This window comes from Amycolatopsis sp. TNS106 (genome assembly GCF_019330265.1).
Classification (GTDB): domain Bacteria; phylum Actinomycetota; class Actinomycetes; order Mycobacteriales; family Pseudonocardiaceae; genus Amycolatopsis; species Amycolatopsis lurida.
Map to the genome: position 1 here is coordinate 6,737,675 of NZ_CP024972.1, position 25,028 is coordinate 6,762,702.

24 protein-coding genes are annotated in these 25,028 nt (G+C 68.4%); 12 read left to right on the forward strand and 12 right to left on the reverse strand.

Going from position 1 to position 25,028, the window contains the following annotated elements; genetic code table 11:
• Positions 1-56 precede the first annotated feature (56 nt).
• The 6 genes from CVV72_RS30960 to pstB all read left to right on the forward strand — a co-directional run bounded on the left by CVV72_RS30960 (position 57) and on the right by pstB (position 5,942).
• Positions 57-809, forward strand: a complete 753-nt coding sequence (locus tag CVV72_RS30960) for a response regulator transcription factor (RefSeq protein WP_219147307.1) — start codon at positions 57-59, stop codon at positions 807-809.
• 63 nt (positions 810-872) lie between these two features.
• Entirely contained in the window at positions 873-1,748 is an 876-nt protein-coding gene (mshD, locus tag CVV72_RS30965; protein ID WP_219147308.1) for a mycothiol synthase, read from the forward strand.
• A gap of 229 nt (positions 1,749-1,977) precedes the next feature.
• Entirely contained in the window at positions 1,978-3,105 is a 1,128-nt protein-coding gene (gene pstS, locus CVV72_RS30970) for a phosphate ABC transporter substrate-binding protein PstS (RefSeq protein ID WP_219147309.1), read from the forward strand.
• Positions 3,106-3,317: 212 nt separating this feature from the next.
• Positions 3,318-4,235 carry a phosphate ABC transporter permease subunit PstC gene (gene pstC, locus CVV72_RS30975; RefSeq protein ID WP_219154240.1) on the forward strand — a complete coding sequence of 306 codons (918 nt, stop codon included), beginning with the start codon at positions 3,318-3,320 and terminating at the stop codon, positions 4,233-4,235.
• A 2-nt stretch (positions 4,236-4,237) separates the two neighbouring features.
• A complete protein-coding gene (gene pstA, locus CVV72_RS30980) occupies positions 4,238-5,155 on the forward strand; it encodes a phosphate ABC transporter permease PstA (protein ID WP_034312630.1) in 918 nt (305 codons plus the stop codon).
• A 10-nt stretch (positions 5,156-5,165) separates the two neighbouring features.
• Positions 5,166-5,942, forward strand: a complete 777-nt coding sequence (gene pstB / locus CVV72_RS30985; protein ID WP_016338000.1) for a phosphate ABC transporter ATP-binding protein PstB — start codon at positions 5,166-5,168, stop codon at positions 5,940-5,942.
• Between the two features lie 396 nt (positions 5,943-6,338).
• On the opposite strand, the gene phoU is transcribed toward pstB, so the two are convergent.
• The 8 genes from phoU to CVV72_RS31025 form a co-directional block, all read right to left on the reverse strand.
• A complete protein-coding gene (gene phoU / locus CVV72_RS30990) occupies positions 6,339-7,001 on the reverse strand; it encodes a phosphate signaling complex protein PhoU (RefSeq protein WP_034312635.1) in 663 nt (220 codons plus the stop codon).
• A gap of 80 nt (positions 7,002-7,081) precedes the next feature.
• A complete protein-coding gene (locus CVV72_RS30995; protein WP_219154242.1) occupies positions 7,082-8,488 on the reverse strand; it encodes an LCP family protein in 1,407 nt (468 codons plus the stop codon).
• 806 nt (positions 8,489-9,294) lie between these two features.
• Positions 9,295-10,023 (reverse strand): GGDEF domain-containing protein, encoded by a 729-nt coding sequence (locus CVV72_RS31000; protein ID WP_219147310.1) that lies wholly within the window; start codon positions 10,021-10,023, stop codon positions 9,295-9,297.
• A 65-nt stretch (positions 10,024-10,088) separates the two neighbouring features.
• Positions 10,089-10,700 carry an isopentenyl-diphosphate Delta-isomerase gene (idi, locus tag CVV72_RS31005; protein WP_219147311.1) on the reverse strand — a complete coding sequence of 204 codons (612 nt, stop codon included), beginning with the start codon at positions 10,698-10,700 and terminating at the stop codon, positions 10,089-10,091.
• A 58-nt stretch (positions 10,701-10,758) separates the two neighbouring features.
• Complete coding sequence (locus tag CVV72_RS31010; RefSeq protein ID WP_219147312.1) at positions 10,759-11,592, reverse strand: alpha/beta fold hydrolase; 834 nt, start codon at positions 11,590-11,592, stop codon at positions 10,759-10,761.
• Positions 11,593-11,614: 22 nt separating this feature from the next.
• Complete coding sequence (gene dusB, locus CVV72_RS31015) at positions 11,615-12,760, reverse strand: tRNA dihydrouridine synthase DusB (protein WP_034314478.1); 1,146 nt, start codon at positions 12,758-12,760, stop codon at positions 11,615-11,617.
• Positions 12,761-12,872: 112 nt separating this feature from the next.
• Entirely contained in the window at positions 12,873-13,250 is a 378-nt protein-coding gene (locus CVV72_RS31020) for a hypothetical protein (protein ID WP_219147314.1), read from the reverse strand.
• Entirely contained in the window at positions 13,247-13,462 is a 216-nt protein-coding gene (locus tag CVV72_RS31025; RefSeq protein WP_219147316.1) for a hypothetical protein, read from the reverse strand. The genes CVV72_RS31020 and CVV72_RS31025 overlap by 4 nt, the downstream gene beginning before the upstream one ends.
• 253 nt (positions 13,463-13,715) lie before the next feature.
• Between CVV72_RS31025 and CVV72_RS31030 the strand changes: the two genes are divergently transcribed.
• Positions 13,716-15,680 (forward strand): DUF2339 domain-containing protein, encoded by a 1,965-nt coding sequence (locus CVV72_RS31030; protein ID WP_219147318.1) that lies wholly within the window; start codon positions 13,716-13,718, stop codon positions 15,678-15,680.
• A gap of 43 nt (positions 15,681-15,723) precedes the next feature.
• The gene (locus CVV72_RS31035) at positions 15,724-16,125 is read left to right on the forward strand and encodes a TIGR03667 family PPOX class F420-dependent oxidoreductase (RefSeq protein WP_219147320.1); all 402 of its coding nucleotides are present in this window, start codon (positions 15,724-15,726) and stop codon (positions 16,123-16,125) included.
• Here the strand turns inward: CVV72_RS31035 and CVV72_RS31040 are convergent.
• Positions 16,122-16,673 carry a superoxide dismutase family protein gene (locus CVV72_RS31040; protein WP_034314490.1) on the reverse strand — a complete coding sequence of 184 codons (552 nt, stop codon included), beginning with the start codon at positions 16,671-16,673 and terminating at the stop codon, positions 16,122-16,124. The two genes, CVV72_RS31035 and CVV72_RS31040, sit on opposite strands and share 4 nt — an antisense overlap.
• Before the next feature lie 83 nt (positions 16,674-16,756).
• Here CVV72_RS31040 and CVV72_RS31045 point away from each other — a divergent pair, with 83 nt between their 5' ends.
• Positions 16,757-17,719 carry a DMT family transporter gene (locus tag CVV72_RS31045; RefSeq protein ID WP_219147322.1) on the forward strand — a complete coding sequence of 321 codons (963 nt, stop codon included), beginning with the start codon at positions 16,757-16,759 and terminating at the stop codon, positions 17,717-17,719.
• On the forward strand, positions 17,664-18,128 hold the full coding sequence (locus CVV72_RS31050; RefSeq protein ID WP_219147324.1) for a DUF6328 family protein: 465 nt from the start codon (positions 17,664-17,666) through the stop codon (positions 18,126-18,128). The genes CVV72_RS31045 and CVV72_RS31050 overlap by 56 nt, the downstream gene beginning before the upstream one ends.
• Here the strand turns inward: CVV72_RS31050 and CVV72_RS31055 are convergent, their stop codons facing one another.
• Complete coding sequence (locus tag CVV72_RS31055) at positions 18,129-18,656, reverse strand: hypothetical protein (protein WP_219147326.1); 528 nt, start codon at positions 18,654-18,656, stop codon at positions 18,129-18,131.
• 77 nt (positions 18,657-18,733) lie between these two features.
• Here CVV72_RS31055 and CVV72_RS31060 point away from each other — a divergent pair, with 77 nt between their 5' ends.
• Entirely contained in the window at positions 18,734-20,548 is a 1,815-nt protein-coding gene (locus CVV72_RS31060) for a LamG-like jellyroll fold domain-containing protein (protein ID WP_219147328.1), read from the forward strand.
• 174 nt (positions 20,549-20,722) lie between these two features.
• The gene (helR, locus tag CVV72_RS31065) at positions 20,723-22,927 is read left to right on the forward strand and encodes an RNA polymerase recycling motor ATPase HelR (RefSeq protein ID WP_304511292.1); all 2,205 of its coding nucleotides are present in this window, start codon (positions 20,723-20,725) and stop codon (positions 22,925-22,927) included.
• A gap of 82 nt (positions 22,928-23,009) precedes the next feature.
• Here the strand turns inward: helR and CVV72_RS31070 are convergent, their stop codons facing one another.
• Together CVV72_RS31070 and lysA are read right to left on the reverse strand one after the other, a co-directional pair.
• Positions 23,010-23,504 (reverse strand): Lrp/AsnC family transcriptional regulator, encoded by a 495-nt coding sequence (locus CVV72_RS31070; protein WP_034314503.1) that lies wholly within the window; start codon positions 23,502-23,504, stop codon positions 23,010-23,012.
• Between the two features lie 168 nt (positions 23,505-23,672).
• Positions 23,673-25,016 (reverse strand): diaminopimelate decarboxylase, encoded by a 1,344-nt coding sequence (gene lysA / locus CVV72_RS31075; RefSeq protein WP_219147332.1) that lies wholly within the window; start codon positions 25,014-25,016, stop codon positions 23,673-23,675.
• Positions 25,017-25,028 lie beyond the last annotated feature (12 nt).

Genomic DNA, 25,028 nt, shown 5'->3' on the forward strand with positions numbered 1-25,028 from the left:
ACCAAGCACCGGCTGTAGCCACGTTCGAGGCGACCACGACTGAAGGCGGTGCGGCGATGAGCCTGGACCTTCTGGTACTGACCGCGGAAGCAGATGCCACCACGGTATTGCCCGCTCTGGATCTGCTGCCCCACACCGTACGCGTCCGTGCTCCGGAAGTGACCGCGCTGCTCGACGCCGGCCACCGCGACGTCATCGTCCTCGACGCCCGCAGCGATCTCGCCTCCGCGAAGAGCCTCTGCCGCCTGCTCAAAGGCGCCGGTGAGGACGAAACCTCCACGCCGGTCATCGCCGTCGTCGGCGAAGGCGGCCTGGTCGCGGTCAGCGCGGAATGGCGCACCGACGACATCCTCCTCCCGACGGCCGGTCCCGCCGAGGTCGACGCCCGTCTGCGCCTCGTCACCACCCGCGACGGCGGCGCCGCGCAGGTCGACGCCGAACTCCGGGTCGGCGAGCTGGTCATCGACGAGGCGACCTACACCGCGAAGCTCCGCAAGCGCACCCTCGAACTGACGTACAAGGAATTCGAGCTCCTCAAGTACCTCGCCCAGCACGCGGGCCGGGTGTTCACCCGTGCCCAGCTGCTGCAGGAGGTCTGGGGTTACGACTTCTTCGGTGGCACGCGCACGGTCGACGTCCACGTCCGGCGCCTGCGCGCGAAGCTGGGACCCGAGCACGAGCAGATGATCGGAACCGTGCGCAACGTCGGCTACAAGTTCGAGCGGCCTTCGAAGGGCAGCGCCGCCGCCAAGCAGGCCGTCGCCCCGGACGCGAGCGTCTACGAGCCGACCGAGCTTTCCGCGCACTGAGTCCCCTTTCCTGTCTGACAAGACGTCCGGGCGGGCATCGGGTTCCCCGGTAGGGTCGGTTTCATGCTCGATCTGGCTTGGACCCGTGAACCGGAAACGGAAGAGATCCGCCGCTTCCTGCTCGCCGTGCGCGAGGCCGACGGCCGTCCGGAGGACACCGGGTTCGCCGGTGGGCAGCATCTTCTGGGGCGCCTCGACGGTGAGTTGGTCGCGTACGCGCACCTGGACACCGAAGGCGACTCGCACGGCAACCAGGTCGCCGAACTGTTCGTGCACCCCGCGCATCGCCGCTCCGGGCACGGCAGGGCGCTCGTCAAGGCGCTCGTCGACCACGTCGCGGGCAAGCCGCTGCGCGTCTGGGCGCACGGCGACCATCCCGCCGCCGTCCACCTCGCCGGGACCGAAGGCTTCGAGCGCGCCCGCGAATTGCTGATCCTGCACGCCGATGCAGAGGCCGCGGACTGGCCGGAACCCGTGACGCGCGAAGGGATCACGCTGCGCACGTTCGTCCCCGGTCAGGACGAGGAAGCGATGGTCCGCGTCAACGCGCGCGCCTTCGACTGGCACCCCGAGCAGGGCGCCCTGACCGCCGACGAGGTCCGGGCGACCGAGAAGGAAGCCTGGTTCGACCCCGAGGGCTTCTTCCTCGCGGAAGAGGACGGGAAGGTCATCGGCTTCCACTGGACGAAGGTCCACGAAGCCGTCCCCGGTCGCTTCGGCGGCGAGCCCGCCGGCGAGGTCTACGTCGTCGGCATCGATCCCGACGCCCAGGGCGGTGGCCTCGGGAAGGCGCTCACGCTCGCCGGGCTGCGGTACCTCCGTGATCGCGGGCTGGGCCAAGTGATCTTGTACGTCGAAGGCGACAACGCGCCGGCACTCGCGGTCTATTCGAAGCTCGGCTTCACCCGATACGAGGTAGACGTCCAATACGCTCGGTAACCGCGTTCACACGTGCGGCACTTGACCGGTCACGGAGAGCAGACGCGCAGGTCACGGCTGGGACACGGGCCACTTTCGGAGTAGTCGCGCTGCTCACATCGGCCGCCTTGTTCACCTGTCGTTCACCCTTAGACGGTCGCCTGTCCACTGTCGGTGCTTAGTGTCCGGGTCCGGAAGGAACGCTCCCGTTCCACCGATCCGGCGAAAGTCTCCCAGTGGAGGAAATGCAGTGAAGATCATGCGGCCCGCGGGCGCGATCGGCATCGTGGCCACCGCCGCCCTCGTGCTCGGCGCCTGTGGATCCGACCCGGCGGCGACCAAGCCCGGCAGCACCGGTGCCGCCGCCGCCCCCAGCGGCACGGCCGACGTCGACTGTGGCGGCAAGAACCCGCTTTCCGCCGAGGGCTCGTCCGCGCAGAAGACCGCGATCGACATCTTCGTGCAGGCCTACGCCGCCAAGTGCTCCGGTCAGAAGGTGAACTACAACCCCAGCGGTTCGGGCGCCGGCGTCAAGCAGTTCAACGGCAACCAGGTCGACTTCGCCGGATCCGACTCGCCGCTCAAGTCCGGCGATGAGGCCGACAAGGCCAAGGCCCGGTGCGCCTCCGACGCGTGGAACCTCCCGCTCGTCATCGGCCCCGTCGCGGTCGCCTACAAGGTCTCCGGGGTCGACAAGCTGACCCTGACCCCCGAGGTCACCGCCAAGATCTTCAACGGCGGCATCACCAAGTGGAACGACCCGGCCATCAAGGCGGTCAAGGGCAACGAGAGCGTCAACCTGCCGGACAAGCCGATCCAGGTCATCTCCCGCACCGACGAGTCGGGCACCACCGACAACTTCCAGAAGTACCTGAAGGTCGCCTCGAAGGGCGCCTGGACCCAGGGCGACGGCAAGAAGTTCAACGGTGGCGTCGGTAACGGTGCCGAGAAGTCCAATGGTGTGGCCAGCGCGGTCAAGGCCACCGACGGTGCCATCACCTACGTCGAGTCCGCGTTCGCGAAGGACGGCATCAGCACCGCCCTCATCGACAGCGGCTCCGGCGGTGTCGAGCTGACCGCCGCGAACGTCGCCAAGTCCCTCGACGCGGCGAAGTTCAAGAAGGAGGGCACCAACGACCTCGCGCTGGACCTGGACGCGATCTACTCCAGCAACGTCCCCGGCGCCTACCCGGTCATCCTCGCCACCTACGAGATCGTCTGCTCGAAGTACGCCGACGCCGAGGTCGCGAAGGCCGTCAAGGCCTTCCTGACCGTCGCCGCCACGGACGGCCAGAAGCCGCTCGCGGACAAGGGTTACGTGCCGATCCCGCAGAGCCTGCAGGACAAGGTCCTGACCGCTGTCAAGGCCATCGCCTGACCCTGTTGCCAACCTTCAGGTTGATCAGTAAAAGACAGGCTGGACAGAAGTAGTCGATGAGCGATTCATCTTCGCCCAGAACGCCCACCGGCGACCCCGGTGGGCGTTCTGGCGTCCGCGAGACCTTCACGGAGGACCCGATTTCGGAGCAACCTGCCGCGTCACCGCCCGAGAAGTCCTCGGTGCCGCTCGCGAGCCCCAATTCCAGGACGGTGCGACCCGGTGACCGCATCTTCCAGTTCCTGACCACCGGTGCCGGCGTCTTCGTCGTCGCACTGATCGGCCTGATCGGGTTGTTCCTGCTGGTGCAGGCCATCCCGGCGCTCCAGGCCGACAACGTGAACTTCCTGACCAGCCAGGTCTGGCAGACCACCCCGGAGGACATGCGCTTCGGGATCATGGGCCTGCTGCTCGTCACGGTGTACTCGTCCCTGCTGGCGCTGGTCATCGCGATGCCGATCTCGCTCGGGATCGCCCTCTTCCTCACCCAGTACGCGCCGAAGCGGCTGGCGCGACCGTTCGCGTACGTGATCGACCTGCTCGCCGCGGTCCCCTCGATCATCTACGGCCTGTGGGGCCTCATGGTCTTCGCGCCGACGATCGAGCCCTTCTCCCAGTGGGTCAACGACACCTTCTCGTGGATCCCGATCTTCGCGGCGGGCAACGTCTCGCCGGACATGCGTGGCACGATCTTCACCGCGGGCATCGTGCTGGCCGTGATGATCCTGCCGATCATCACCTCGCTGTCCCGTGAGGTGTTCGAGCGGACCCCCACCCCGCATATCGAAGGCGCGCTGGCCCTGGGCGCCACCCGCTGGGAGGTCATCCGCACCACGGTGCTGCCGTTCGGCAAGGCGGGTTACATCGGTGCTTCGATGCTCGGCCTCGGCCGCGCGCTCGGCGAGACGATCGCGCTCGCGATCATCCTGACCGGCGCGGTGGGCCGCGAGTTCACCTGGAGCCTCTTCGACGGCGGCGCCACGTTCGCCTCGAAGATCGCGGCGGACTACGCGGAGCTCAACAACGAGATCTCGGCGGGCGCGTACATCGCGGCCGGCCTCGTGCTGTTCCTGCTGACGTTCGTCGTCAACTTCGCCGCGCGATCCATCATCGCCAAGAAGGGGGACTGAGCATGTCCACCACGCTCGAGAAGACCCCCGCCACCACGCCCGCCTTCCAGCAGGTCAGCCTGGCCAGGAAGGCCAAGAACGGCTTCGCCACCGCACTGATCTGGCTGTCGTTCCTGATCGCCGTCGTGCCGCTGGTGTGGCTGCTCGCCACCGTGGTCATCAACGGTGTCAAGCGGATCCCCTACAGCAACTGGTGGACCGAGGACTTCGGCTCGGTGCTGTCGGACGAGGTCGGCGGTGGCGTCGCCCACGCCGTCATCGGCTCCGTGCTGCAAGGCCTGGTCTGCGCGATCATCGCGGTGCCGATCGGCATGCTGGTCGCGATCTACCTGGTCGAGTACGGCCGCGGCAAACTCGCGAAGATCACCACGTTCATGGTGGACATCCTCTCCGGTGTCCCCTCGATCGTCGCGGCGCTGTTCATCTACGCCCTGTGGATCACCACGTTCGGCCTCCCGCGCAGCGGTTTCGCCGTGTCGCTCGCCCTGGTGCTGCTGATGATCCCGGTGGTCGTGCGCTCCTCGGAGGAGATGCTGCGGATCGTCCCGGACGACCTGCGCGAAGCCTCCTACGCGCTCGGCGTGCCGAAGTGGAAGACGATCATGAAGATCGTCCTGCCGACCGCGCTGTCCGGCATCATCGGCGGCATCATGATGGCGCTCGCCCGGGTCATGGGCGAGACCGCGCCGCTGCTGGTCCTCGTGGGCTACTCCGCCTACGTGAACTGGGACATCTTCGGTGGCGAGCAGGCCGCTCTGCCGCTTCTGATGAACAACGAACGGGTCAGCAACCCGTTCGACGAAGGTACCGTCGCGTTCGACAGGATCTGGGGAGCGGCGCTCACCCTGGTGCTGATCATCGCGATCGTGAACCTCCTCGCCATGCTCTTTGCCCGTCTTGTCGCCCCGAAGAAGAAGTGAGCTGTTTGAGATGGCCAAACGAATCGACGTCAAAGACGTGGACATCTACTACGGCAAATTCCACGCCGTGGACGGCGTCACCCTCTCGGTGCCGCCGCGGAACGTCACCGCGTTCATCGGCCCGTCGGGCTGCGGCAAGTCGACCGTCCTGCGCACGCTGAACCGCATGCACGAGGTCATCCCCGGCGCCCGCGTCGAGGGCGAGGTGCTGCTCGACGGCGAGGACATCTACGGTGCCGGGGTCGACCCGGTGCAGGTCCGCCGCACGATCGGCATGGTGTTCCAGCGGCCCAACCCCTTCCCGACGATGTCCATCCGCGACAACGTCGTGGCCGGCCTGCGCCTGGGCGGCACCAAGGGCAAGAAGGAACTCGACGACGTCGCCGAGCGCGCCCTGCGCGGCGCGAACCTGTGGAACGAGGTCAAGGACCGGCTGAACAAGCCGGGCGGCGGCCTCTCCGGTGGTCAGCAGCAGCGACTCTGCATCGCGCGGGCGATCGCCGTGCGGCCCGACGTGCTGCTGATGGACGAGCCGTGCTCCGCGCTCGACCCGATCTCGACCCTCGCCATCGAGGACCTGATCGGTGAGCTCAAGAAGGAGTACACGATCGTCATCGTGACGCACAACATGCAGCAGGCGGCGCGGGTGTCGGACCAGACCGCGTTCTTCAACCTGGCGGGCGTCGGCCAGCCGGGTCGCCTGGTGGAGCTGAACGACACCGAGAAGATCTTCTCGAACCCGGACGAGAAGGCGACCGAGGACTACATCTCGGGCCGCTTCGGCTGAGTCTCTCTTATTGCGTGAAGGCCCCCTTCCCTCGGCTCAGCCGAGGAAAGGGGGCCTTCACGCGCTTGGGCTCTGGCAGGGTGGGGAGCACAGGTGACGGTCTCGCGCGGGTTTGGCCATCTCGTGTGATTGAACGGACGACACGTGTGATTGAACGGACGACACGCGTGTCCAGAGGGACGGCTCGCCGCGTAGTCCAGCCGCGGCAGTGTCGTCCGCCTGATCACGCGTGTCGTCCATCGGCTCACGTGTGTCGTCCGCCTGATCACGCGAAACGACCGACATCGGCCCAGGCGGTCGTGAGTGGCGTGAGTCAGTCCGCGAGCGTCGGCCCGTGAGACGACGAAGGGGCCCTTCACCGCTGAGATGCGGTGAAGGGCCCCTGCGCGACGGAAGTTACAGCTCGTCGGGACCGTAGCCGGGCATCTTGCCGGTCACCACGAAGATCATCCGGCGCGCGACCGAGACGGCGTGGTCGGCGAAGCGCTCGTAGAAGCGGCCCAGCAGGGTGACGTCCACGGCCGCGGCGACGCCGTGGTCCCAGTTCCGGTCCATGATGACCGTGAACAGGTGCTTGTGGATCTCGTCGACCTCGTCGTCGTCCGACTCGATCGTGCGGGCGGCCTCGACATCCTTGGACTTGATGACCTGCTCGACCTGGCGGGCCAGATTCACCCCGACCTCGCCCATCTTGGCGAAGTCGGCCTTCACCTCGTCGGGCAGCACGGGATCCGGGTGACGGCGGCGCGCGGCCTTGGCCACGTGCAGTGCCAGATCGCCCATTCGCTCCAGGCTCTCCGCCGCGTGGATCGCGGCGAGGACGGTCCGCAGGTCGGTCGCGACAGGTGCCTGCAGGGCCAGCAGCGCGTACGCCTGCTCCTCGCATTCGGCGCGCGCGTCGTCGACCTTCGCGTCGTCGCTGATCACCTGCTCGGCGAGTCCGAGATCGACCTCGAGCAACGCCCGGGTCGCCCGCTCCATCGCGTCGGCGACCTGGAGCGACATGCTCGCTAGGTTCTCGGCGAGCTGTTCGAGTTCGACATGGTAAGCCTCACGCATGGCCCAACCCTACGGGGAACAGGGACCAAAAGCCGCATCCCAGAGTGAACCCGACGTGAACCCGGACTAACGAATGATCCTCAGCCTGAGCTGCTGCTCTTCTTGGCGCCGCCGGATTTGGCGGAGCTGGTCGGAGCGGACGGCGTGTCACCGGCAGCGGGAGGTGCCGGCGCCTTCTCCTCCAGCGGGGTGTTGTTGATCAGCGCGTCGAAGACGGCCTTCGCCCTGCTCTGGACCAGCACCTCGTTGCCGCGCTTGTTCGCCTCTTCGGTGGTGGGCACGGTCAGGAACTTGACCTTGTCCGACCCCATCCCGCGCATCGACTTCGCCAGCGTCATCATCTGCTTGATGCCGAGGTTCTCGCCGAAGGTGGCCTTGGCGAACGCGTCGATGAACCCGCTGAGCTTGCCGGTGTCCAGGATGACTTCCTTCGACATCACGGTCTTCAGCAGCGCGCCGAGGAAGGCCTGCTGCCGTTTGATCCGGCCGTAGTCCGACGTCGGGTCGCCCTTGACGTGCCGCGCCCGGACGTAGTTCAGCGCCTGGTCGCCGGAGATCCGCACCTCGCCGGCCTGCGGGATGATCATGCCGAGCGTGGTGTCGTCGACCGGCTTCTCGTTGTACACGGTGACGCCCTGCACGGCGTCGACCATGGATTTGAAGCCGTTGAAGTCGATCCCGACGAAGTGGTTCATCTTCATGCCGGTGATCTGCTGGATGACCTTCGTGACGCACTGCGGGCCGCCGACCGCGTAAGCCGTGTTCAGCTTCGCGATCTTCTGCGCCGGCGAGGTCTCCTCCGAGTACGACGACGTCGCGGGATCCCAGCGCTTGCATTCCGGGCGGCTGATCTCCAGGTCGCGCGGGAAGGACACCATGACGACGCGCTGCCGGTCGGCGGGGACGTGCGCGATCATGACCGTGTCCGAACGGGCGCCCGGAGTGCCGTCGGCGTCGCCGACGCCGTCTTCGGCGGCCGCACCGTCGCGACTGTCGGAACCGACCATCAGGAAGTTCTCGTCGCCGGTCTGACCCGCGGCGTCCTGGATGTCGGACGAGTCTTCGTCGAGCGAAGCGACGGTGTTGAACTTCGCGTCGAACCAGGTCTGGGCGCCCCACGCCGAACCGATGGAGAGGAACACGAGCGCGGCGACCACGGCGGCGGCGATCCGGCCTGCCTTGGCCGTCTGCCTGGTCTTGCGTTCCTTCTTCTCCTGCAGCCGGGTCTGCGGCGCCGACTCCTCGGCGGCTTCCGCGGGCGCCGAATCGGTGGTCGTGACCACCCGCTGCAGTGCCGTGCGGGTCTGCTCCAGCAATGCGGCGGGGCGGGCGGCGAGCCGTTCGCGGCGCTCGCGTTTCTTGGCCTCTTCGGCCTCGAGTTCGTCGTGCGCGGCGGAGAACCGGGCCAGCGTGTGGTCGATCTTCCGCTTGGTGATCGTCGCGTCGTCGATCGCCTCGAGCTCGTCGGTCATGGTGAGCCGGTCCATCTCGGACCTCGGCGGGACACCCGGCGACGGCGGCGGGACCGGTGCCTGCTGCACCGGCCGCTGCACCGGGCGGCGGGGACGACGCGGGGGCGGCGGTGCCGCGGGCTGCTGCTGCGCGCCCGGGTTCACCAACGGCGGGCGGCGCTGAGTCGGCGCTTCGGGACCGGGCGCGGCCTGTGTGGCGCGGCGCGGCTGACGCGCGCGAGGCGGACGCGGGGTCTCGGTGGGCTGCGGGTTCCGCGGTGGCGTCTGTGCTCGCGGCGTGGCGGGTTTGGCCGCGCGAGGCGCGGGTGCCGGGCTTTCGACGGGAGCGGCCGGACGAGGACGGCGAGGTGCGGGCGGCTCCGTCCGAGCGGCGCGCGCACCGGGTCTCGGCGGCTCGGGCGCCGGTTCGCTCTGGCGGAGGCGGCGCGGAGCCGGCGCGTCGGCGGTGGGATCGAAGACCGGGCGTTCACCGGTGTGACGTGCGACGACGTCGGAAACACTGATCCCGCCGTGGGTGTCCATCGAGCGGCGTCGGGCCCTGCGGCCGCGCTCACCGGCGCTCCTGTCGGTGTGACTGTGGCGACCGGTCCCCGGGTTGTGGTGCTCGTCGGGCACTCGGTCTCCTTTCACGACTCGTCGAAGCTCGTTCGTTATCGTACGGACACCTCGGGTTCGTGACGACAACCATCCCGGAATTTTCTTCACGCAAGGTACCGAGAAGCGCCGAACGGTCCATGCGATCGGGTGAGCGGTCGTGGTTAAAGCTGCGTTAAAAGGCGTGAAACCGCTACGCAGAGTGCGACGCTTGATCGAGTGGGTGGCTAGGCGCCCGCGGACTCGGCCGCGTTCACCGGCTGAGGAATCGTTCGTGACGATTCCTCGTCCTGATAGGCCACTTTGTTTCTCCCCGCCCGTTTCGCCATATACAACAAAGCGTCGGCGCTGCGCAACTGCCGTTCCGGTTCCGCCGCGATATCCGGTTCCGTGCGGCTTTCGTGCGCGAGTCCCACGCTGATCGTCACCGAGAGGCCGGGACGGATCCGGCGCCACGGATGGCGGGCCACCCGGATACGGGCGGTGTCGGCGATGCGCACGGCGCGGGCGGCGTCGACGTCGGGGATGACGAGCGCGAATTCCTCGCCGCCGTAGCGGGCGCAGAACGCTTCCGGCGGGAGTCCTTGCTGCAGGAGGTCGGCCACCTCCCGGAGTACGCGGTCGCCGACCAGATGCCCGAAAGTGTCGTTGACGCCCTTGAACAGGTCGAGATCGACCAAGGCGATGGCGACACCGGGCGGGCCGCGGTGGTCGACGGCCGGGCCGTGCAGCCACTGATCGAGGTAACGGCGGTTGTAACTGGACGTCAGGGTGTCCCGCAGGCTGCCCGCCCTGGCGAGGTCCAAAGCGGACTGGAGGTGGTGGTACGCGCGGCGCCAATCACCCTGCGTGGCGAGGACTCGCGCGATCGACTCGTGCAGGCTGAGCAGATCGGTGGTCGGCGCGCCCGATGGGAGCGCGGCCTCGTCGTCGGCTGCCACGCTCACCTCCGCCACGAATTGGTTTTCGTCGTATAGGAGGGATCTCTTGAGGTGTGAGTACGGGCCAAAGTGAATATCGCTCAAGAGGACGACGATTCGGCGCCATTGTCACGCACCGGAGTGCCGTTCCCTAAGGAGGAAAACGGCTCGACGTCTTTGAGCTGCGAAAACTGATCTTTCGCCCAGTAACTCACGTCAGTCACATCGTCATTCAGCAACAGTGCGTAATCATTCCAGCTCAGCCACCGCCAGTCGCCGACCTCGTCCGGATGCGGTTCCGGATCTTCGTCGACCCAGGCGACGAACACCGGGCAGAACTCGTTCTCGACCACGCCTTCGAACGGCGGCGTGGAGTAGCGATAGGACGGGAGGACACACCGGAGTCCGTCCAATCGGGGCAAGCCGAGCTCGAAGGCGGCCCGGCGACGGACGGCCTCCTCGATCGGTTCACCCGGTGCGGGATGCCCGCAGACACTGTTGGTCCAGACCCGGGGCCACACCTTCTTGGTGGCGGCGCGGCTGGTGATCAGCAGGGCCTGGTCGCTGCTGCGCAACAGATAGCAGGAGAACGCGAGGTGCAGCCGGGTGTTCTCGTGGTGGGCAGCCAGCTTGGGCGCGGTTTCACCGGTCGGCTCGCCGTCCTCGGTGACGTAGACGATGCGTTCGGTGTCCACTTCGGTCATGTTGTTCATCGGCCCCACTGAACCAGCAGGCCCGCTGTAACCGGTACCGCGACCAGAGTTACCCCTGTTAGTGGGATGAAAGGTGCTCCACGAGCAAAGAAGTGACGGCTTCGGGTGCCTCTTCCACCACCCAGTGTGAGACGTCCTCGATCATCTCGAAGCGGTACGGACCGGTGACCCGGTTCGCGGTGTCGAGCGCGGCCGTCGAGCCGAAGGCGGCGTCCTCGGTGCTCCAGATGTAGAGCGTCGGCACGTCGATCGGGCCGATCTTCCCGCCGGGGCGGCCGGCGCGGTACCAGTTGAGCGCGGCGGTCAGCGCGCCCGGTTCGGTCAGGCGCCGGACGTACTCGTCGACCTTGCTCGGCGACACCTTCCAGTCGAACATGCGGCGCAGCGCGTCGGCGTCGTTCTCGAGCATCCGCCGTTCGGTGACCCTGGTCTGCCGCCACTCGGTCATGTACCCCGAACGGAGGTGCTGGTCCTCGTCGGTCTTCATGGCCTCCGCCAGCGCCGCCGGATGTGGCGTCGAAATCACGGCGAGACTGCGGAGCCTGCCGGGATGCGCGTCGGCCGTCCACCATGCGACGGCGCCGCCCCAGTCGTGCCCGACAAGATCGAATTCGTTCCACCCCAAGCGATCCGCGATCGCGACGACGTCACCGACGAGGTGGTCGATGGTGTACTCGGACGCCTGTTCCGGCCGGACGTCCGGGGAGTAGCCGCGCTGATCCGGGGCCACCGCGCGATAGCCGAGCACGCCGAGCGTCGCGACCTGGTGCTCCCATTCCACCGCTGCCTCGGGAAAGCCGTGCAGCAGCAGGACAGGGCGGCCGTCCTCGGGGCCGGCCGCGATGGCGTCGAAGGAACCGGCCGCGGTGGGGATGCTCAGCTGCTCGATCACGACGCCGACTTTACGGGGACGGCTAGCCGCCCGAATGCATGTCCTCGGCCTCGGGCACGCAGTCGTCGTCCGGGTCGTCGAGCCAGCCGTGCGGCAGCGTGACCTTGCCCGGCGAACCCTGCCGCCCGCGCGGCCCGGTGGCGGCGCTGGGGAACGGGGCGTCGTGGTCGAGCTTGGCGATGAGATCGTCGAGTTCGTCCATGCTGGACAACATCGCGAAACCGCGGCGAAGTTCGGAGCCGACCGGGAAACCCATGAAGTACCAAGCCATGTGCTTGCGGATGTCGCGCATGGCCTTGTCGTGGCCGTCGTGCTCGACGAGCAGCTCCGTGTGGCGGCGCAGCACCTTCGCGACCTCGCCGAGGTTCGGCGGCGTCGGCTGCGGGCGCCCGGCGAAGGCGGCTTCCAGTTCGCCGAACAGCCACGGCCTGCCCAGGCAACCGCGGCCGACGACGACACCGTCGCAGCCGGTCTCGTCGACCATCCGCAACGCGTCTTCGGCGGAGAAGATGTCGCCGTTGCCGAGCACCGGAATGCTGGTGACCGCTTCCTTCAGTGCCGCGATCTTCGTCCAGTCGGCCTGGCCGGAGTAGCGCTGCGCGGCGGTGCGCGCGTGCAGGCTGACCGCCGCCGCGCCCTCCGCCTCGGCGATGCGCCCGGCGTCGAGGTAGGTCAGGTGGTCGTCGTCGATACCCACCCGGAACTTGACCGTGAACGGCACACCCGCCTCGGCCGCGGCCTTCGCCGACTCGCGCACGATGTCGGCGAACAGCTTGCGTTTGAACGGCAGCGCCGCTCCGCCGCCCTTGCGCGTCACCTTCGCCACCGGGCAGCCGAAGTTGCTGTCGATGTGGTCGGCGAGCCCCTCGCCGGTGATGATGCGGACGGCCTCGGCCATGGTCTTGGGGTCGACCCCGTAAAGCTGCATGGACCTGGGCTTTTCGTTCTCGCCGAAGGTCATCATGTGCATCGTGCCGGGGTGGCGCTCGACCACCGCGCGGGCGGTGATCATCTCGCAGACGTAGATACCGGCGCCGTACTCCTGGCACAACTGCCGGAACGCGACGTTGGTGATGCCGGCCATGGGAGCGAGCACGACCGGCGGATCGACCTCGTAGGGGCCGATCTTCAGGCTGGGCTTGCTCAACGTGGCTGTCACGTCCTCCATTGTCGCCTGTGGTGTCTGTCACTCGCAGGTGGGCCGGGTCGTTGCTGTTCAGCGGCCGGTTCGGAGCACTGGTTCCAGGCGGTGACTCATGATGCCCCGTGTGCCGGGTTCGTCAGGACGACTTCGCCAACTGGCTGACTCGCTGGAACGACATGCCGAGCACTTCGCCCGCTTCGCGTTGCGAAACCCCAAGAGCGAGCAGTTCTTGAACTGCCGCACGGTGTTCCGCGGCGGCTTCGGCCTGCTTGCGTTGAGCCTCTTCGCGTAGGACTTCGGCGCGCGCTTGGTGATCCTTCACCGAACTCGGCAGGCGCACTTCGAGGTGCAAGTCGTATTCGTCGTCTTCGACGCCGTCCATGATTTCGATGAGCTCGTTGGCCATCGTCACGACGTCCTTGTAGCGGAGAGCCTGGGTGGAACGGTCGATCTCGCGGACGCGGATGAGCCAGAACCTTCCGTCGCGAGTGACTTCGGCGTGGTAGGTCTTCACTTCCTCCACCATCCTTTCCCGAGGACGCCCTCGCATTCCTTGAAGATGTCGACGGCGAAGACCTCGCCCAGTTCGGTATGGCGCGGGATGGGCACCACTACGCCGTTCAAGGTGTAGATGGTGTGGTTGGCGCCTTCCCGTTCCAGGATCCACGCCGCGCTTTGCCGCCTGGCGGCGACAGCGATCTTCTTGATGACCTCTCGTCGTCTCACAGGGTATGTCTAGGGAGGGCTAGACGCAACCGTCAAGGGCGGGCTAGACATCTCCTGAGATGGGATGAAAAAGGTCGTCTCGTTGCGACTGTGCAACGCGGCGGATCCATGGCGGCGGGCGAAACCCTGTTAAGCATGCCGACCTTCTGCGGGCGCTCCGCGTGTGGCTCGATCGCGATGATCTTGCAGGTCGCGACCACATCGTCATCACGATTGAGTAGTGCTACGGATCCCTCAACGGGTCTGAGGCCGCATGCTGATCGCCATGACCACCGATGGGGATGTGCTCCTCAGGCTCGCCGGGGAGATCGACGACCTTGGGGCCCGCCTCGCGCGGGTCGGCACGGAGCTGCGGACCGTCCAGTCCGCGGCGGAGCCGAAGCACGAAGAGGCGCCTGAGCAGGAACCGCAGGCCGAACAGCCCGCGCAGCAGACGCCGCCCCAGGCCGAGCAGGCCCCGCAGCCGCAGGCCGAGCAGCCCGCACCTCAGGTGCCGCCCCAGCAGACCCCGCAGCCGCAGGTGCCGCAGCAGCCGTACGCCCACCCCCACCCTCAGCACCAGCAGTACGCCCACTACCAGCAGCAATACCAGCAGGCCCAGTACCAGCAGGCCCAGTACGCGCAGTGGCAGCAACAGCAGTACCGCCAGCAGTATCAGCAGCCCTATCGCCCGTACCAGCCCGCGCCGAAGGTGTCGCTCGCCGAGAAGCTGGGCAAGGAAGGCGCGGGCAGCAGGCTGCTGGCCTGGATCGGCGGCGCGGTCACGTTGCTCGGCATCGTGCTGTTCCTCGTGCTCGCGATCCAGCGTGGCTGGTTCGGCCCGTTGCCGCGGGTGATCGGCGGTGCCGTGTTCGGCGCGGCACTGGTCGGGATCGGGCTTCGCCTGCACCGCACGCCGGCGGGCCGCACGGGCGCGTTCGCGCTCGCCGCCACCGGCATCGGCGCGTTGTACCTCGACGCCATCGCCGCGACGACGATGTACGAGTACCTCCCGGCCTACGCCGGTCTCGCGCTCGGGCTCCTGATCGCGGTCGGCGGGTTGCTGCTGGCCGTGCGGTGGAAGTCGTCGCTGCTCGCGACGGCCGTCGTGCTCGGCTGTGTGGTCTGCGCGCCGATCATCACGCAGGGTTTCACCCCGCAACTGGTCGCGTTCCTGCTGGCGGTCCAGGTCGCGTCAACGCCGGTGCAGCTGCGCCAGTCGTGGCCGTCGGTCGCGGTCGCGGCGGGGATCCCGCCGTTGGTCGCGTCGGTCTTCAGCACGGCGTTCGCCGGGGTCGGCGGTAGCACGGCCAACACCGCCGCCGCGCTGGCCGCGGGAGGCGTGGGGCTCGCGCTGGCCCTGATCGTCACCGCCAAGCGGCCCGGAGACGCCGCCGCGCTCGCCCTGCTCGCCGTCGCCCCCGCGCCTTCCCTGCTCGCCGCGTTGTTCCTGCCGAAGACCCCGGCCGTGCTCGTCACGGCGTCGGTCGCGCTGGTGCTGCTCGCGGTGTGGGCGGCCGGGCAGTGGCTCGACGGCTGGACCGGTGATCTCGCGGGCGCCGCCGGGCTGGTCGCGGCCCTTCAGACGACGATGACGCTGTTCGACGGCAGTGCCCGTTCGGCGATCCTCATCGGCGAAGGGGTCTTGCTGGCACTGGTCGCGCTGTGGACGAAGAAGCACGTGGCGCTCTTCGGCGGGCTGGGCTTCACCGTCATCGGCGGCATGATCGCGCTGGTCTTCGACGTCCCGCCGACGCTCTTCTTCCTGATCCGGAACCGTCCGGACGCCGACCTCGTCGCCGCCTTCCTGGTGGCACTGGCGATCCTGGCCGTCTCGATCACGCTTCCGTGGGTCGCCCACCGGCTCGGGCTGTTCAAGGCCGCAGCGGAGAACGTGGTGCCGTGGCTCGTCGCCGGGGTCTGCGGGCTCTACGGCGCGGGCGCGATGGTGCTGTGCGGCGCGATGCTGGCCGTTCCCGGCCGGTCGGGTTTCCTGGTCGGCCACGTCGTGATCACGGTGTCCTGGACGGTCGCCGCGCTGGTGCTGCTCGTCCGCGGCATCTCCGCGGTCAACCTGCGGGTGATCGGTTTCGTGCTGGTGGGCGCGGCGGTGCTGAAGCTGGTGCTGTTCGACCTCGCCGCGCTGGACGGCCTGGCCAGGGTCGCCGCCTTCCTCATCGCCGGACTGGTGCTGCTCGGCGCGGGGTCGCGGTACGCGAAACTCGTCGCGTCCCGCTGAGCGGACGAGGAAGAAAAGCCGCCGGGTCGTGGTTGGTCGGTTCATGAGCTACCGACCCGACCCGCGGCTCGCCGAGCGGGCGAAGGAGAACGTCGCCTGGCTGACCACGATCAGCCCGAAGGGCCGTCCTTCGCCCCGCCCGGTGTGGTTCGTGCTCGAAGGTGACGACATCATCGTCTTCAGCCAGCCGGACACGGCGAAGACCCGCCACATCGAAGGCAACCCCGAGGTCAGCCTTCATTTCAACAGCGACGAGCACGGCGGCTCGATCCTGGTGATCGGCGGCAAGGCCGAGATCCTGCCGGACGGTGTCGCGTCGGAGCAGCCGGGCTTCCTCGAAAAGTACGAGAAGCACTATCCGGCGATCGACTACGACGTCCCGAAATTCGACCGGGAGTACCACGTCCGGATCAGGATCCGGCCCGAACGTACCTGGGGCTTCTAGAAACCGACGGTCACGCAGGCCAGCCTGGCGCCCGCGGTCCCGGCGTGGCCCGGGTGGGTGTGCGTATGCGTTTCGTGGATCACGATGGAGTTCGCGCGCCGATCGGTGAACGTCCAGTCCACTTTGGACACGGCGGCGCCGCGGCCGGTGGCGTCGGTGGTGAGGTCGAGCCAGATCTCGTTGCGAGGGTTGGCGTAGGCCGGATCCACCGAAGGCTTCACCGGGTCTTCGACGTTCTGGTAGTGCGGTCCGGCGAGATCACCGGTGGCACCGCACGGCTTCGTGTGCGCGTGGGCACCGTATTCGCGGTTGGGCAGCAGGCCGGTCACGAGGATCGCGGTCGAGGTGCCGTGGGCCTTGGACGTCAGCCCGAAGACGTGCGCGCGGGCGCCGGGCGGCACCAGTTCGGGTTTGTAGCTCGTGAGGCCGCTCTTGGCGGTGATCACGTGGACGCGGGAGCCGGGGACGGCGGTGGCCGGTCCGGCGCCTGCGGTCAGGGCCAGTGCGGCCGCGGACAGGACAAGCGAGAGTACGGGGACGGGGCGCATGCCCCTTGCCTAGTCCGCACGAATCGGACACGCCAGGGTGGTCACTCGGTCGGGCGATCATTCTCGAACTATGGGCAGGGTAAGTGAGTACAAATCCTTCGGATCGCACCTGGCTGGTCGCGGTCGCCGCCGCTCTTTGGGGTACCGACGGGCTTTTGCGGCTCCCGCTCGCCGAGGCGCTCCCGGCGGCCACGGTCGTTTTCTGGGAGCACCTGCTGGTGGTGCTCGTGCTGAGTCCCCTCATCCCCGGTGCCATCAGGGCGCTGCGCCGCACCGGCCCGCGGGAATGGCTGGCCGTGCTCGCCATCGGCGGCGGGTCTTCCGCGCTCGCGACGGCGATGTTCACCGCGGCCTTCAAACTGGGCGATCCCGTGACGCCGTTGGTACTGCAGAAGCTCCAGCCGGTGTTCGCCGTGCTGGCGGCGTACTTCGTCCTCCGTGAGCGGGTTCGCCCCGGGTACGCCTTGTTCGCGATCCCGGCGCTGCTCGGCGCCTGGCTGCTGGCCTTCAAGGATCCGCTGAACATCCAGGTCGCCGCGGCGAAGGCGGCGCTGCTGGCGGTCGGCGCGGCCGCGCTGTGGGCGGCGGGCACGGTGCTCGGACGGCTGCTCTCCACCGAACTGGCGCCGAAGGAGGTCACCACGCTGCGCTTCACGGTCGGGCTCCCGGTCTCGGCGGGCATCGTGGCGTACCAGGGCGGCCAGTTCGCGGTCGGCTGGGACAACGCGCTCGGGCTCGCCTTGCTCGCGCTGGTCCCCGGCTTGCTGGCGCTGAGCCTGTACTACGTGGGCCTGCGGTCGACGCCCGCGGCCAGGGCGACACTGGCCGAGCTGGCGTTCCCCGTCACGGCGGCCGTTATCGGCGTATTGTGCTTGAACGCCGAATTGTCGGGTACTCAGTGGCTGGGCCTCGCCGTGGTCGTGGTGTCAGTGACTTCGCTCGGCTGGCATGAAAAGGTCAGGCGTCAACCGATGGTCTTGGAGCCGTTGAATGGTCGAGCACACCGGCGAGACGAAGAACGAACGCCTGACCCGCAACGTCAGTGAGCTCCTCCAGGAGCTGCGGGTCGCGCAGGCCGGTGTCCAGATCCTCTTCGGCTTCCTGCTCACGGTGGTGTTCACCGACGAGTTCCACGAGGCGAGCGGATTCGAGAAATCCGTCCACCTGACGGCGGTCCTGCTCACGGTCTGTTCGACGGTGCTGCTGACGGCGCCCGCCGCGTGGCACCGGCTGCTGTTCCGCACCGGGAATCGTGAGCGGATCCTCACCGTCGGCAACCGGTCCGTCCTGGTCGGGCTCGGCTGCCTCGCGGCCGCCATCACCACCACCGTCGCGCTCATCGCCAAGGTCGTCTTCGGCCCGATCGCGATGACGATCCTCGGCGTGGTGACGACGGTGCTGTTCGTCGTCATGTGGTTCGTGGTGCCGAAGAAGATCGACCGCAACGGCGACTGATCAGCGGCCGGTGCGCACCGGGGTGCCGTCGGGCAGGCCGAATGCGGCGGGCGAGACGTCGCGAGGGTCGTCCGGGCTCGCGCCGCCGAGCACCCGGCGGGCGCCGACCCACGAGAACATCTCCTTGACCGAAGGCGAGTAGCCCGCCCCGTCCTTCGCGACCTTCCGGTCGAGCACGCGGTACCCGCCGGCGGTCCGTTCGACGCGGTAGACCATCGGCTGCCGCCGGAATCCGCCGCGCGTGACGAGCCCGTCGCCCTCTTTCGCGACCTCGTCGCAGCTCGCGACCAGGCCGATCTTGACCAGGTCGCCGTCTGGCCGGGTCTCGATCACCTTCTGCGTGCACACCCACCGGATTCCCGCCTCCCTGGAACCGGCGAGCGCGCGCAGATTCTCGTCGATTCCGGGCAGGGCCTCCCTCGCGACGGTGTCGTCCACCGAAGGCATCTCGTCCACGATCCACCAGCCTGCCGCGGCCACCACCACACCGACCCCGGCGAGCACGGGCCAGCGTTTGACGTTCCCCATGGGACGAAGCTACCGAGCGGGGCAAGTGTTCATCCGCGGTTCGGGACGCGTTGCCTCCGCGACCGTAGGTTGCGGCCGTGAACGACTCCTCCAGACGGACCTTCCTGCGCGGCGCGGGCCTGCTCGGCGCCGGTGCGGCGGTCTCCGCGTTACCCGCGCTAGGTGCTCCCGCCGCTTCGGCGACCTTCGGCCGGCACGACCCGGACTTCGAAGACGGCCGCTTCACCCTCGCGGTGCTGCCCGACACCCAGTACCTCTTCGACGCCGACCGCGGTGACCCCGCGCCGTTGGACGCCACCCTGCGGTACGTCACCGGCGGCGACGAGAACATCGTCTTCCTGGCGCATCTCGGCGACCTCACCGAGAACGGGCAGCCCGGCGAATTCGAGCAGATCAGCCGCTCGTTCCAGCACCTGGACCGGCGCCGGTTCCCGTACAGCACGCTGGCGGGCAACCACGACATCAAGTCCTCCACCGACGACCAGCGCGGCCGTACGCCGTACCTGGACGCGTTCGGGCCGCACCGGCAGCGGGGTTCGCGGACCTTCCGGGGTGCGAGCCCGGACGGCTACAACAGCCACCACGTCTTCCGTGCGGGCGGCCGCGAGTGGCTGCTGCTCGCGCTCGACTGGCGGCCGTCGGCGGGCGGGCTGGAGTGGGCGCGGTCGGTGCTCGCGCGGAACCTGCGGCTTCCGGCCATCCTGACCATCCATGAATTGGTATGGGCCGACGAGGCCGGGCAGGCGCGGTTCTCGGAGTTCGGGCAGAAGGTCTGGGACGAGCTGATCGACGGGAACGATCAGATCTTCCTGACGCTCAACGGGCACTTCTGGCCACCGGGACGCGCGGTGAAGCAGAACCGGGCGGGCCACGACGTCCATCTGCACATCACGAACTACCAGGACCGCTACTACGGCGGCAGCGCGATGATCCGGCTCTACCGCTTCGACCTGGCGCGGAACGTGATCGACGTCCGCACCGTCTCGCCATGGCTGGCGGACCAGGCGCCGCGGCTGAACGAGCTGCAACGGCAGGAGATCGAACGCACCGGCCCGGCCGACTACTTCAGCCTGGAGATCGACTTCGAGTCGAGGTTCGCCGGATTCGCGCCGGTCCCGGTCCCGCCCGCGCGGCCTGCCGAACGGCAGCTGATCCGCGGGACCGTGGCCTATTGGCGGTTCGAAGGGCGTGACGGCACGCCGGTGGACGGTGTCCGTGACCTTTCGGGGCGGGGCAACGACCTGGTCCGGGTGACCCTGCCCGGCAGCGCGCCCGAGGCGTTGCGGTTCTCCGGCGAGTTCTCCGGGCGGCAGCCGTCGAGGTCGAGTCTCCGGTTCGACGGCGGCAAGAAACCGGCGCGCGGCGGATATCTGCGCACGGCGGACTCCGCGCCGATGAACGCGGAGACGTTCGCGCGCGGCTACACCGTCGAAGCGTTCGTCAAGCTGCCCGCGGATTTCAAGGACGGAAAGCACGCCTGGGCCGCGATCTTCGGCAGGCAGGGCGCCGGCGGCAAGGCGGGCAAGACCGGCGACGATCCCGGCGAACCCTCGGCCACACTGTCCCTTTCGGACGGTGCCGCGTTCCAGTGGGCGGTGTTCCCGGTGAACCAGAACGGGATTTCCACCTGCTGGGGGCACGAACTGGCGCTGGAGGAATGGATCCACGTCGCGGCGGTCAACGACGGCAGGCGCACGACGCTCTACGTCGACGGCTGCCCGGTGCTGCGGAATCCGAAGACGCCGGCCGCGGGGATCGCGAACCCCGGCGGCTCGTGGCTGATCGGCGCCTACGCCTACGACTCGATCGTCGAGCAGGCGTTCCATGGCTGGCTCGGCGATATCCGGGTGGTGGCGCGAGCGCTGGAGCCCCGCGAGTTCATGCTCGGCTGAGCGGATCGTGCGCGGTAATGGCGGATGTCCGTCCCCATTATCGCGCACGACCGTTTACCGGGAAATGCCGGGTCCCTCTTGACAAGCGGTGGACAATAAAAAATCGGCGTCCAAATCAGAATGACTGATCTGAAGCGCCGAATGTGTTGTCAGTCTAACCGCTGTGAGGGGAACTTGTCAAATCAGGGGTACGACGAGGAATTGCGATCCGAACGGCAGTACGTCGCGTCGCTCTACCGGCGGCTGGACGCCGAACGCGCGCGGGTGAAGGAGGCATATGCCGGTGCACTGCGGGGAGAAGGCTTCGCGCTTTCCGACCGCGAGGTCTCGGTCGGCGCCAAGGCACGTGAGATGGCGAGGCTGAAGATCGCCGACGAGGGTCTTTGTTTCGGCCGGTTGGACGCCCTTTCGGGAGAACGGTCGTACGTCGGCCGGATCGGTCTTTTCGACGAAGAGAACGACTACGAACCCTTGGTGCTCGATTGGCGGGCTCCGGCGTCGCGCGCGTTCTACTGCGCGACGGGCGCGTCCCCGGAAGGAATGGCGCGCCGCCGTCAATTCCGCACTCTCGGCCGCGACGTCCTCCACTTCACCGACGAGGTCTTCGGCCGTCCGGAATCGGCGGGGGAACGCGGCGACGCCGCGTTACTCGCCGCGGTCAACGCGCCGCGCGGCGAGGGGATGCGGGACATCGTCGCCACGATCCAGGCCGAGCAGGACGAGATCATCCGGCTGGATCACCCGGGCGTCGTCGTAGTGGAAGGCGGTCCGGGAACGGGGAAGACGGCGGTGGCGCTGCATCGAGTGGCGTATCTGCTGTACACGAAACGGGACCGCATGGAGCGGCGCGGGGTGCTCGTGGTCGGGCCCAGCAGCGGTTTCCTCGACCACATCGGCCGTGTCCTGCCGTCGCTCGGCGAGACCAGCGCCGTCTTCGCGACGCCCGGTGACCTCGTCGCCGGTCTGCGCACCGAACGCGAGGATCCGCCGGCGGTGCAGCGGCTGAAGGGGTCGCTGGCGATTTTGGACGTGCTCGCGGCGGCGGTGGCGGACCGGCAGGAACTCCCCGCCGAGGCGGAGCCGATCGAACTCGACGACGTCACCGTGCCGCTGGACGCCGAGGTCGCGGCCGCCGCGCGCGAGACCGCCAGGGAAAGCGGCCTGCTGCACAACGAGGCGAAGGCCGTCTTCGAACGGGCGGTGATCGCCGCGCTCGCCACGCGCGCGGTCGACCGGCTCGGCGCGGGCTGGCTGCCGTCCGCCGACGAGCACACGCGCCCGGAGCTGCTGAAGAACGCCAGACGCGACCTGGAAGCCAGCGAAGAGCTCCGGGCGGTGCTCGATCGCCTCTGGCCGTCGCTGACGCCGCAGCGGCTGCTCGCGGGCCTCTACGCCTCACCGGAGCGCTTGCGGGCGGCCGGGGCCGATCCGGCGCTGTTCCGCGAGGACGCGGACGCGTGGACGGTGTCCGACGTGCCGTTGCTGGACGAAGCCGTCGAACTCCTCGGCGTCGACCGCACCGCGGAACGCCGGGAGGAGGAACGGCGGCGGCTGGCGCGGAAGGAGTACGCCGAGCGGGTGCTGGAAATCGTCGAGGTGGAAGAGGACCACGACGACTACGAGTTCGCGCTCCGGCCGACGGACGTGCTGATGGCGGAGGAGCTGGCGGACCGGTTCGCCGAACGCGACGAACGGGATCTGGCCGAACGCGCCGCGGCCGACCGGGAATGGACGTACGGCCACGTCGTGGTCGACGAAGCACAGGAACTGTCCGAAATGGACTGGCGGGTGCTGATGCGGCGCTGCCCCAGCCGGTCGTTCACCATCGTCGGGGATCTCGCGCAACGACGGTCGCCGTCGGGCGCGCGGTCGTGGGACTCGATGCTCTCCCGGTACGTCGCCGATCGCTGGGTGTACCGGAAGCTGACGGTCAACTACCGGACGCCCTCGGAGATCATGGCGGTGGCGGCTTCCGTGCTGGCGAGTTTCGCGAGAGGCGCCGTTCCGCCGGACTCGGTGCGTTCGTGCGGTGTCCGGCCGTGGGCGCGTCGGCTGTCCGAAAGGGACATCGAAGACGCCGTCGCCGAGTTCACCCGTGCGGAATCGGGTCGCGAGGGGACGTCGGTCGTCATCGGGCCGCCGGGAGTGCCCGGTGCGATCGCGCCCTCCGCGACCAAGGGGCTGGAGTACGACGCCGTCCTCGTGGTGGAGCCGGAGCGCATCCTCGCGGAAGGCCCGAGCGGCGAGGCGGAACTGTACGTCGCGCTGACGCGGGCGACGCAGCGGCTCGGGGTCGTGTACAGCGGGACGCTGCCGAAAGTCCTCCGCGGTCTTGATTCCGGGCGGCGGACTCCCGACGCGTTCCTGCATTGCGTCTAGCGGGTCGTCTGGCGGATTTCGAAGTGTCGTGAGTGTTTCGGGTCGTTCCGGCGGCCCAAAACACTCACGACCGGACAAAGGTCTACCGCGTGAGGTTGCCCCAGGCGTACGTCTGTTTCGCGAGTTTCAGGTAGACCAGGGTTTCGGTGCTGACGACACCCGGGATGGGCCGGATGTCGTCGTTCAGCACGCTCAAGAGGTGTTCGTCGTCCCGGCAGGCGACCTCGGCGAGCAGGTCGTAGCCTCCCGCGGTCAGCACGACGTAATGGACGTCCGGCAATCCGGAGAGCTGGTCGGAGACCGCCCGCGGATCGCCGTGGACCCTGATCCCGACCATCGCCTGACGGCCGAGCCCGACGTTCGCCGGATCCGTGACCGCGACGATCTGCATCGTCTCGTCCCGCAGCAGCCGCTGTACCCGCTGCCGCACGGCACCCTCCGACAGTCCGACGGCCTTGGCCAAGGCCGTGAACGAGGCCCGCCCGTCGACTTGCAGTAGAGCGATCAGGGTGCGATCGGTATTGTCCAAACCTCTAGGTGTGCGCTGCTCCATCTGCGCGCGTGGTTCGTCACCCATGCCGTCCCTCCCTTTGTTTCGGCATGCGATTCTTGTCGCGCAGCGTATCGATCAATGTCCAGAATGCTACCGCCGTTAAGTTGTTTGTCGCGATTCTCTTTCTCTGCCCCTTCGGGCAAAGGATTCTGTCGCCTGACAGGCCGGGTGCCGAGGATTTCGGACGGCGCCTCAGCCGAGATCGCGTTTGAGCAGGTCTTCCTCGGTTTCGCGGCGGACGAGCAGCGTCGCCGTACCTCGGGAAACGCCGACCACCGGCGGCCTGCCGACGAGGTTGTAATTCGACGCGAGCGAGTGGTGGTATGCCCCGGTGCACGGGACGGCGAGCAGATCGCCGGGGTGGACGTCGTCGGGGAGCGAGAGCCCGTCCGCGAGGACGTCACCCGATTCGCAGTGCCGCCCGACCACCGTCATCGGCCGCCTGGCCGCGCGGCTGCGCCTGCCGATCAGGCGAGCGGTGTACGCCGCCCCGTAGAGCGCGGGCCGCGCGTTGTCGCTCATCCCGCCGTCGACGGCGACGAAAGTGCGCGAACCGCGTTTCACCGCGCAGACCCGGTACACGGTGATGCCCGCCGGGCCGACGATCGCGCGACCCGGTTCGATCGTCAGCTTCGGCAGGGGGAAGCCGTGCGAGGTGCATTCGTAAGCGAGCGCGACCCGCAGGCGGCGCACGTAGCCGTCGATGTCGAAGCCCGGGTCGCCGGGCAGGTAACGCACGGCGTGCCCGCCGCCGAGATCCAGTTCGCGCAGGGTGACGCCGTGGCTCTCACGAAGTGCGACGAGCTCCCCGATCATCTTGCGGGCGGCGAGTTCGTAGAAGTCCACCCGGGACACCTGCGAGCCGATGTGGCAGTGCAGCCCCGCCAGGCGGAGCCCGGGCTGCGCGAGCACGGCGGAGACGGCACGGCCGAGGTTGTCGCGCACCCCTTCGCGCAACGAGAAGCCGAACTTCTGCCCTTCGGTGCCGGTGGTGATCGCCGTGTGCGTGCCCGCCGCGACGTCGGGTGTCACCCGGATCAGCACCTGCTGCGCGCCGGTGGCCAGCGCGCCGAGCTGCTCGATCTCGTCGAGCGAATCCACCACGATCCGGCGGACGCCGTAGGACAGCGCCGCCTTGAGGTCTTCGGGGGTTTTCGCGTTGCCGTGCAGCAGGATCCGCTCGGCGGGGAAGCCGACCGACCGCGCCACCGCGATCTCGCCCGCCGAGCAGGTGTCGAGGGAAAGCCCTTCTTCGGCGACCCAGCGCAGGACCGCGCGGGTGCACAGCGCCTTGCTCGCGTACGCCACCTCGGCGTCCGGCAGCGCTTTCCGGTACGCGCGGGCGTTCTGGCGGACTTCGTCCTCGTCGAGCAGGTACGCCGGTGTCCCGAACCTCGCGGCGAGGTGGGACACCGGCGCGCCGGCGAACAGCAGTTCCCCGCCGGGCCCGAGCCGGGTGCTCCGTGGCCAGACCCCGGGTTCGAGGTGGTCGGCGGCCTCGCAGCCGAGGCTGGGCAGGAGCTCGGTGAGCGTCACGGTTACCTCCGC

Bases quoted from the DNA above. Each gene is read 5' to 3' on its own strand.
- mshD (WP_219147308.1), top strand. From the start codon at position 873: ATGCTCGATCTGGCTTGGACCCGTGAACCGGAAACGGAAGAGATCCGC.
- CVV72_RS31055 (WP_219147326.1), bottom strand. From the start codon at position 18,656: ATGGGGAACGTCAAACGCTGGCCCGTGCTCGCCGGGGTCGGTGTGGTG.
- CVV72_RS30960 (WP_219147307.1), top strand. From the start codon at position 57: ATGAGCCTGGACCTTCTGGTACTGACCGCGGAAGCAGATGCCACCACG.
- pstB (WP_016338000.1), top strand. From the start codon at position 5,166: ATGGCCAAACGAATCGACGTCAAAGACGTGGACATCTACTACGGCAAA.
- CVV72_RS31050 (WP_219147324.1), top strand. From the start codon at position 17,664: ATGGTCGAGCACACCGGCGAGACGAAGAACGAACGCCTGACCCGCAAC.
- idi (WP_219147311.1), bottom strand. From the start codon at position 10,700: ATGAACAACATGACCGAAGTGGACACCGAACGCATCGTCTACGTCACC.
- pstA (WP_034312630.1), top strand. From the start codon at position 4,238: ATGTCCACCACGCTCGAGAAGACCCCCGCCACCACGCCCGCCTTCCAG.
- CVV72_RS31040 (WP_034314490.1), bottom strand. From the start codon at position 16,673: ATGCGCCCCGTCCCCGTACTCTCGCTTGTCCTGTCCGCGGCCGCACTG.
- CVV72_RS31035 (WP_219147320.1), top strand. From the start codon at position 15,724: ATGAGCTACCGACCCGACCCGCGGCTCGCCGAGCGGGCGAAGGAGAAC.
- CVV72_RS30995 (WP_219154242.1), bottom strand. From the start codon at position 8,488: ATGGACCGGCTCACCATGACCGACGAGCTCGAGGCGATCGACGACGCG.
- phoU (WP_034312635.1), bottom strand. From the start codon at position 7,001: ATGCGTGAGGCTTACCATGTCGAACTCGAACAGCTCGCCGAGAACCTA.
- CVV72_RS31030 (WP_219147318.1), top strand. From the start codon at position 13,716: ATGCTGATCGCCATGACCACCGATGGGGATGTGCTCCTCAGGCTCGCC.
- dusB (WP_034314478.1), bottom strand. From the start codon at position 12,760: ATGGAGGACGTGACAGCCACGTTGAGCAAGCCCAGCCTGAAGATCGGC.
- CVV72_RS31070 (WP_034314503.1), bottom strand. From the start codon at position 23,504: ATGGGTGACGAACCACGCGCGCAGATGGAGCAGCGCACACCTAGAGGT.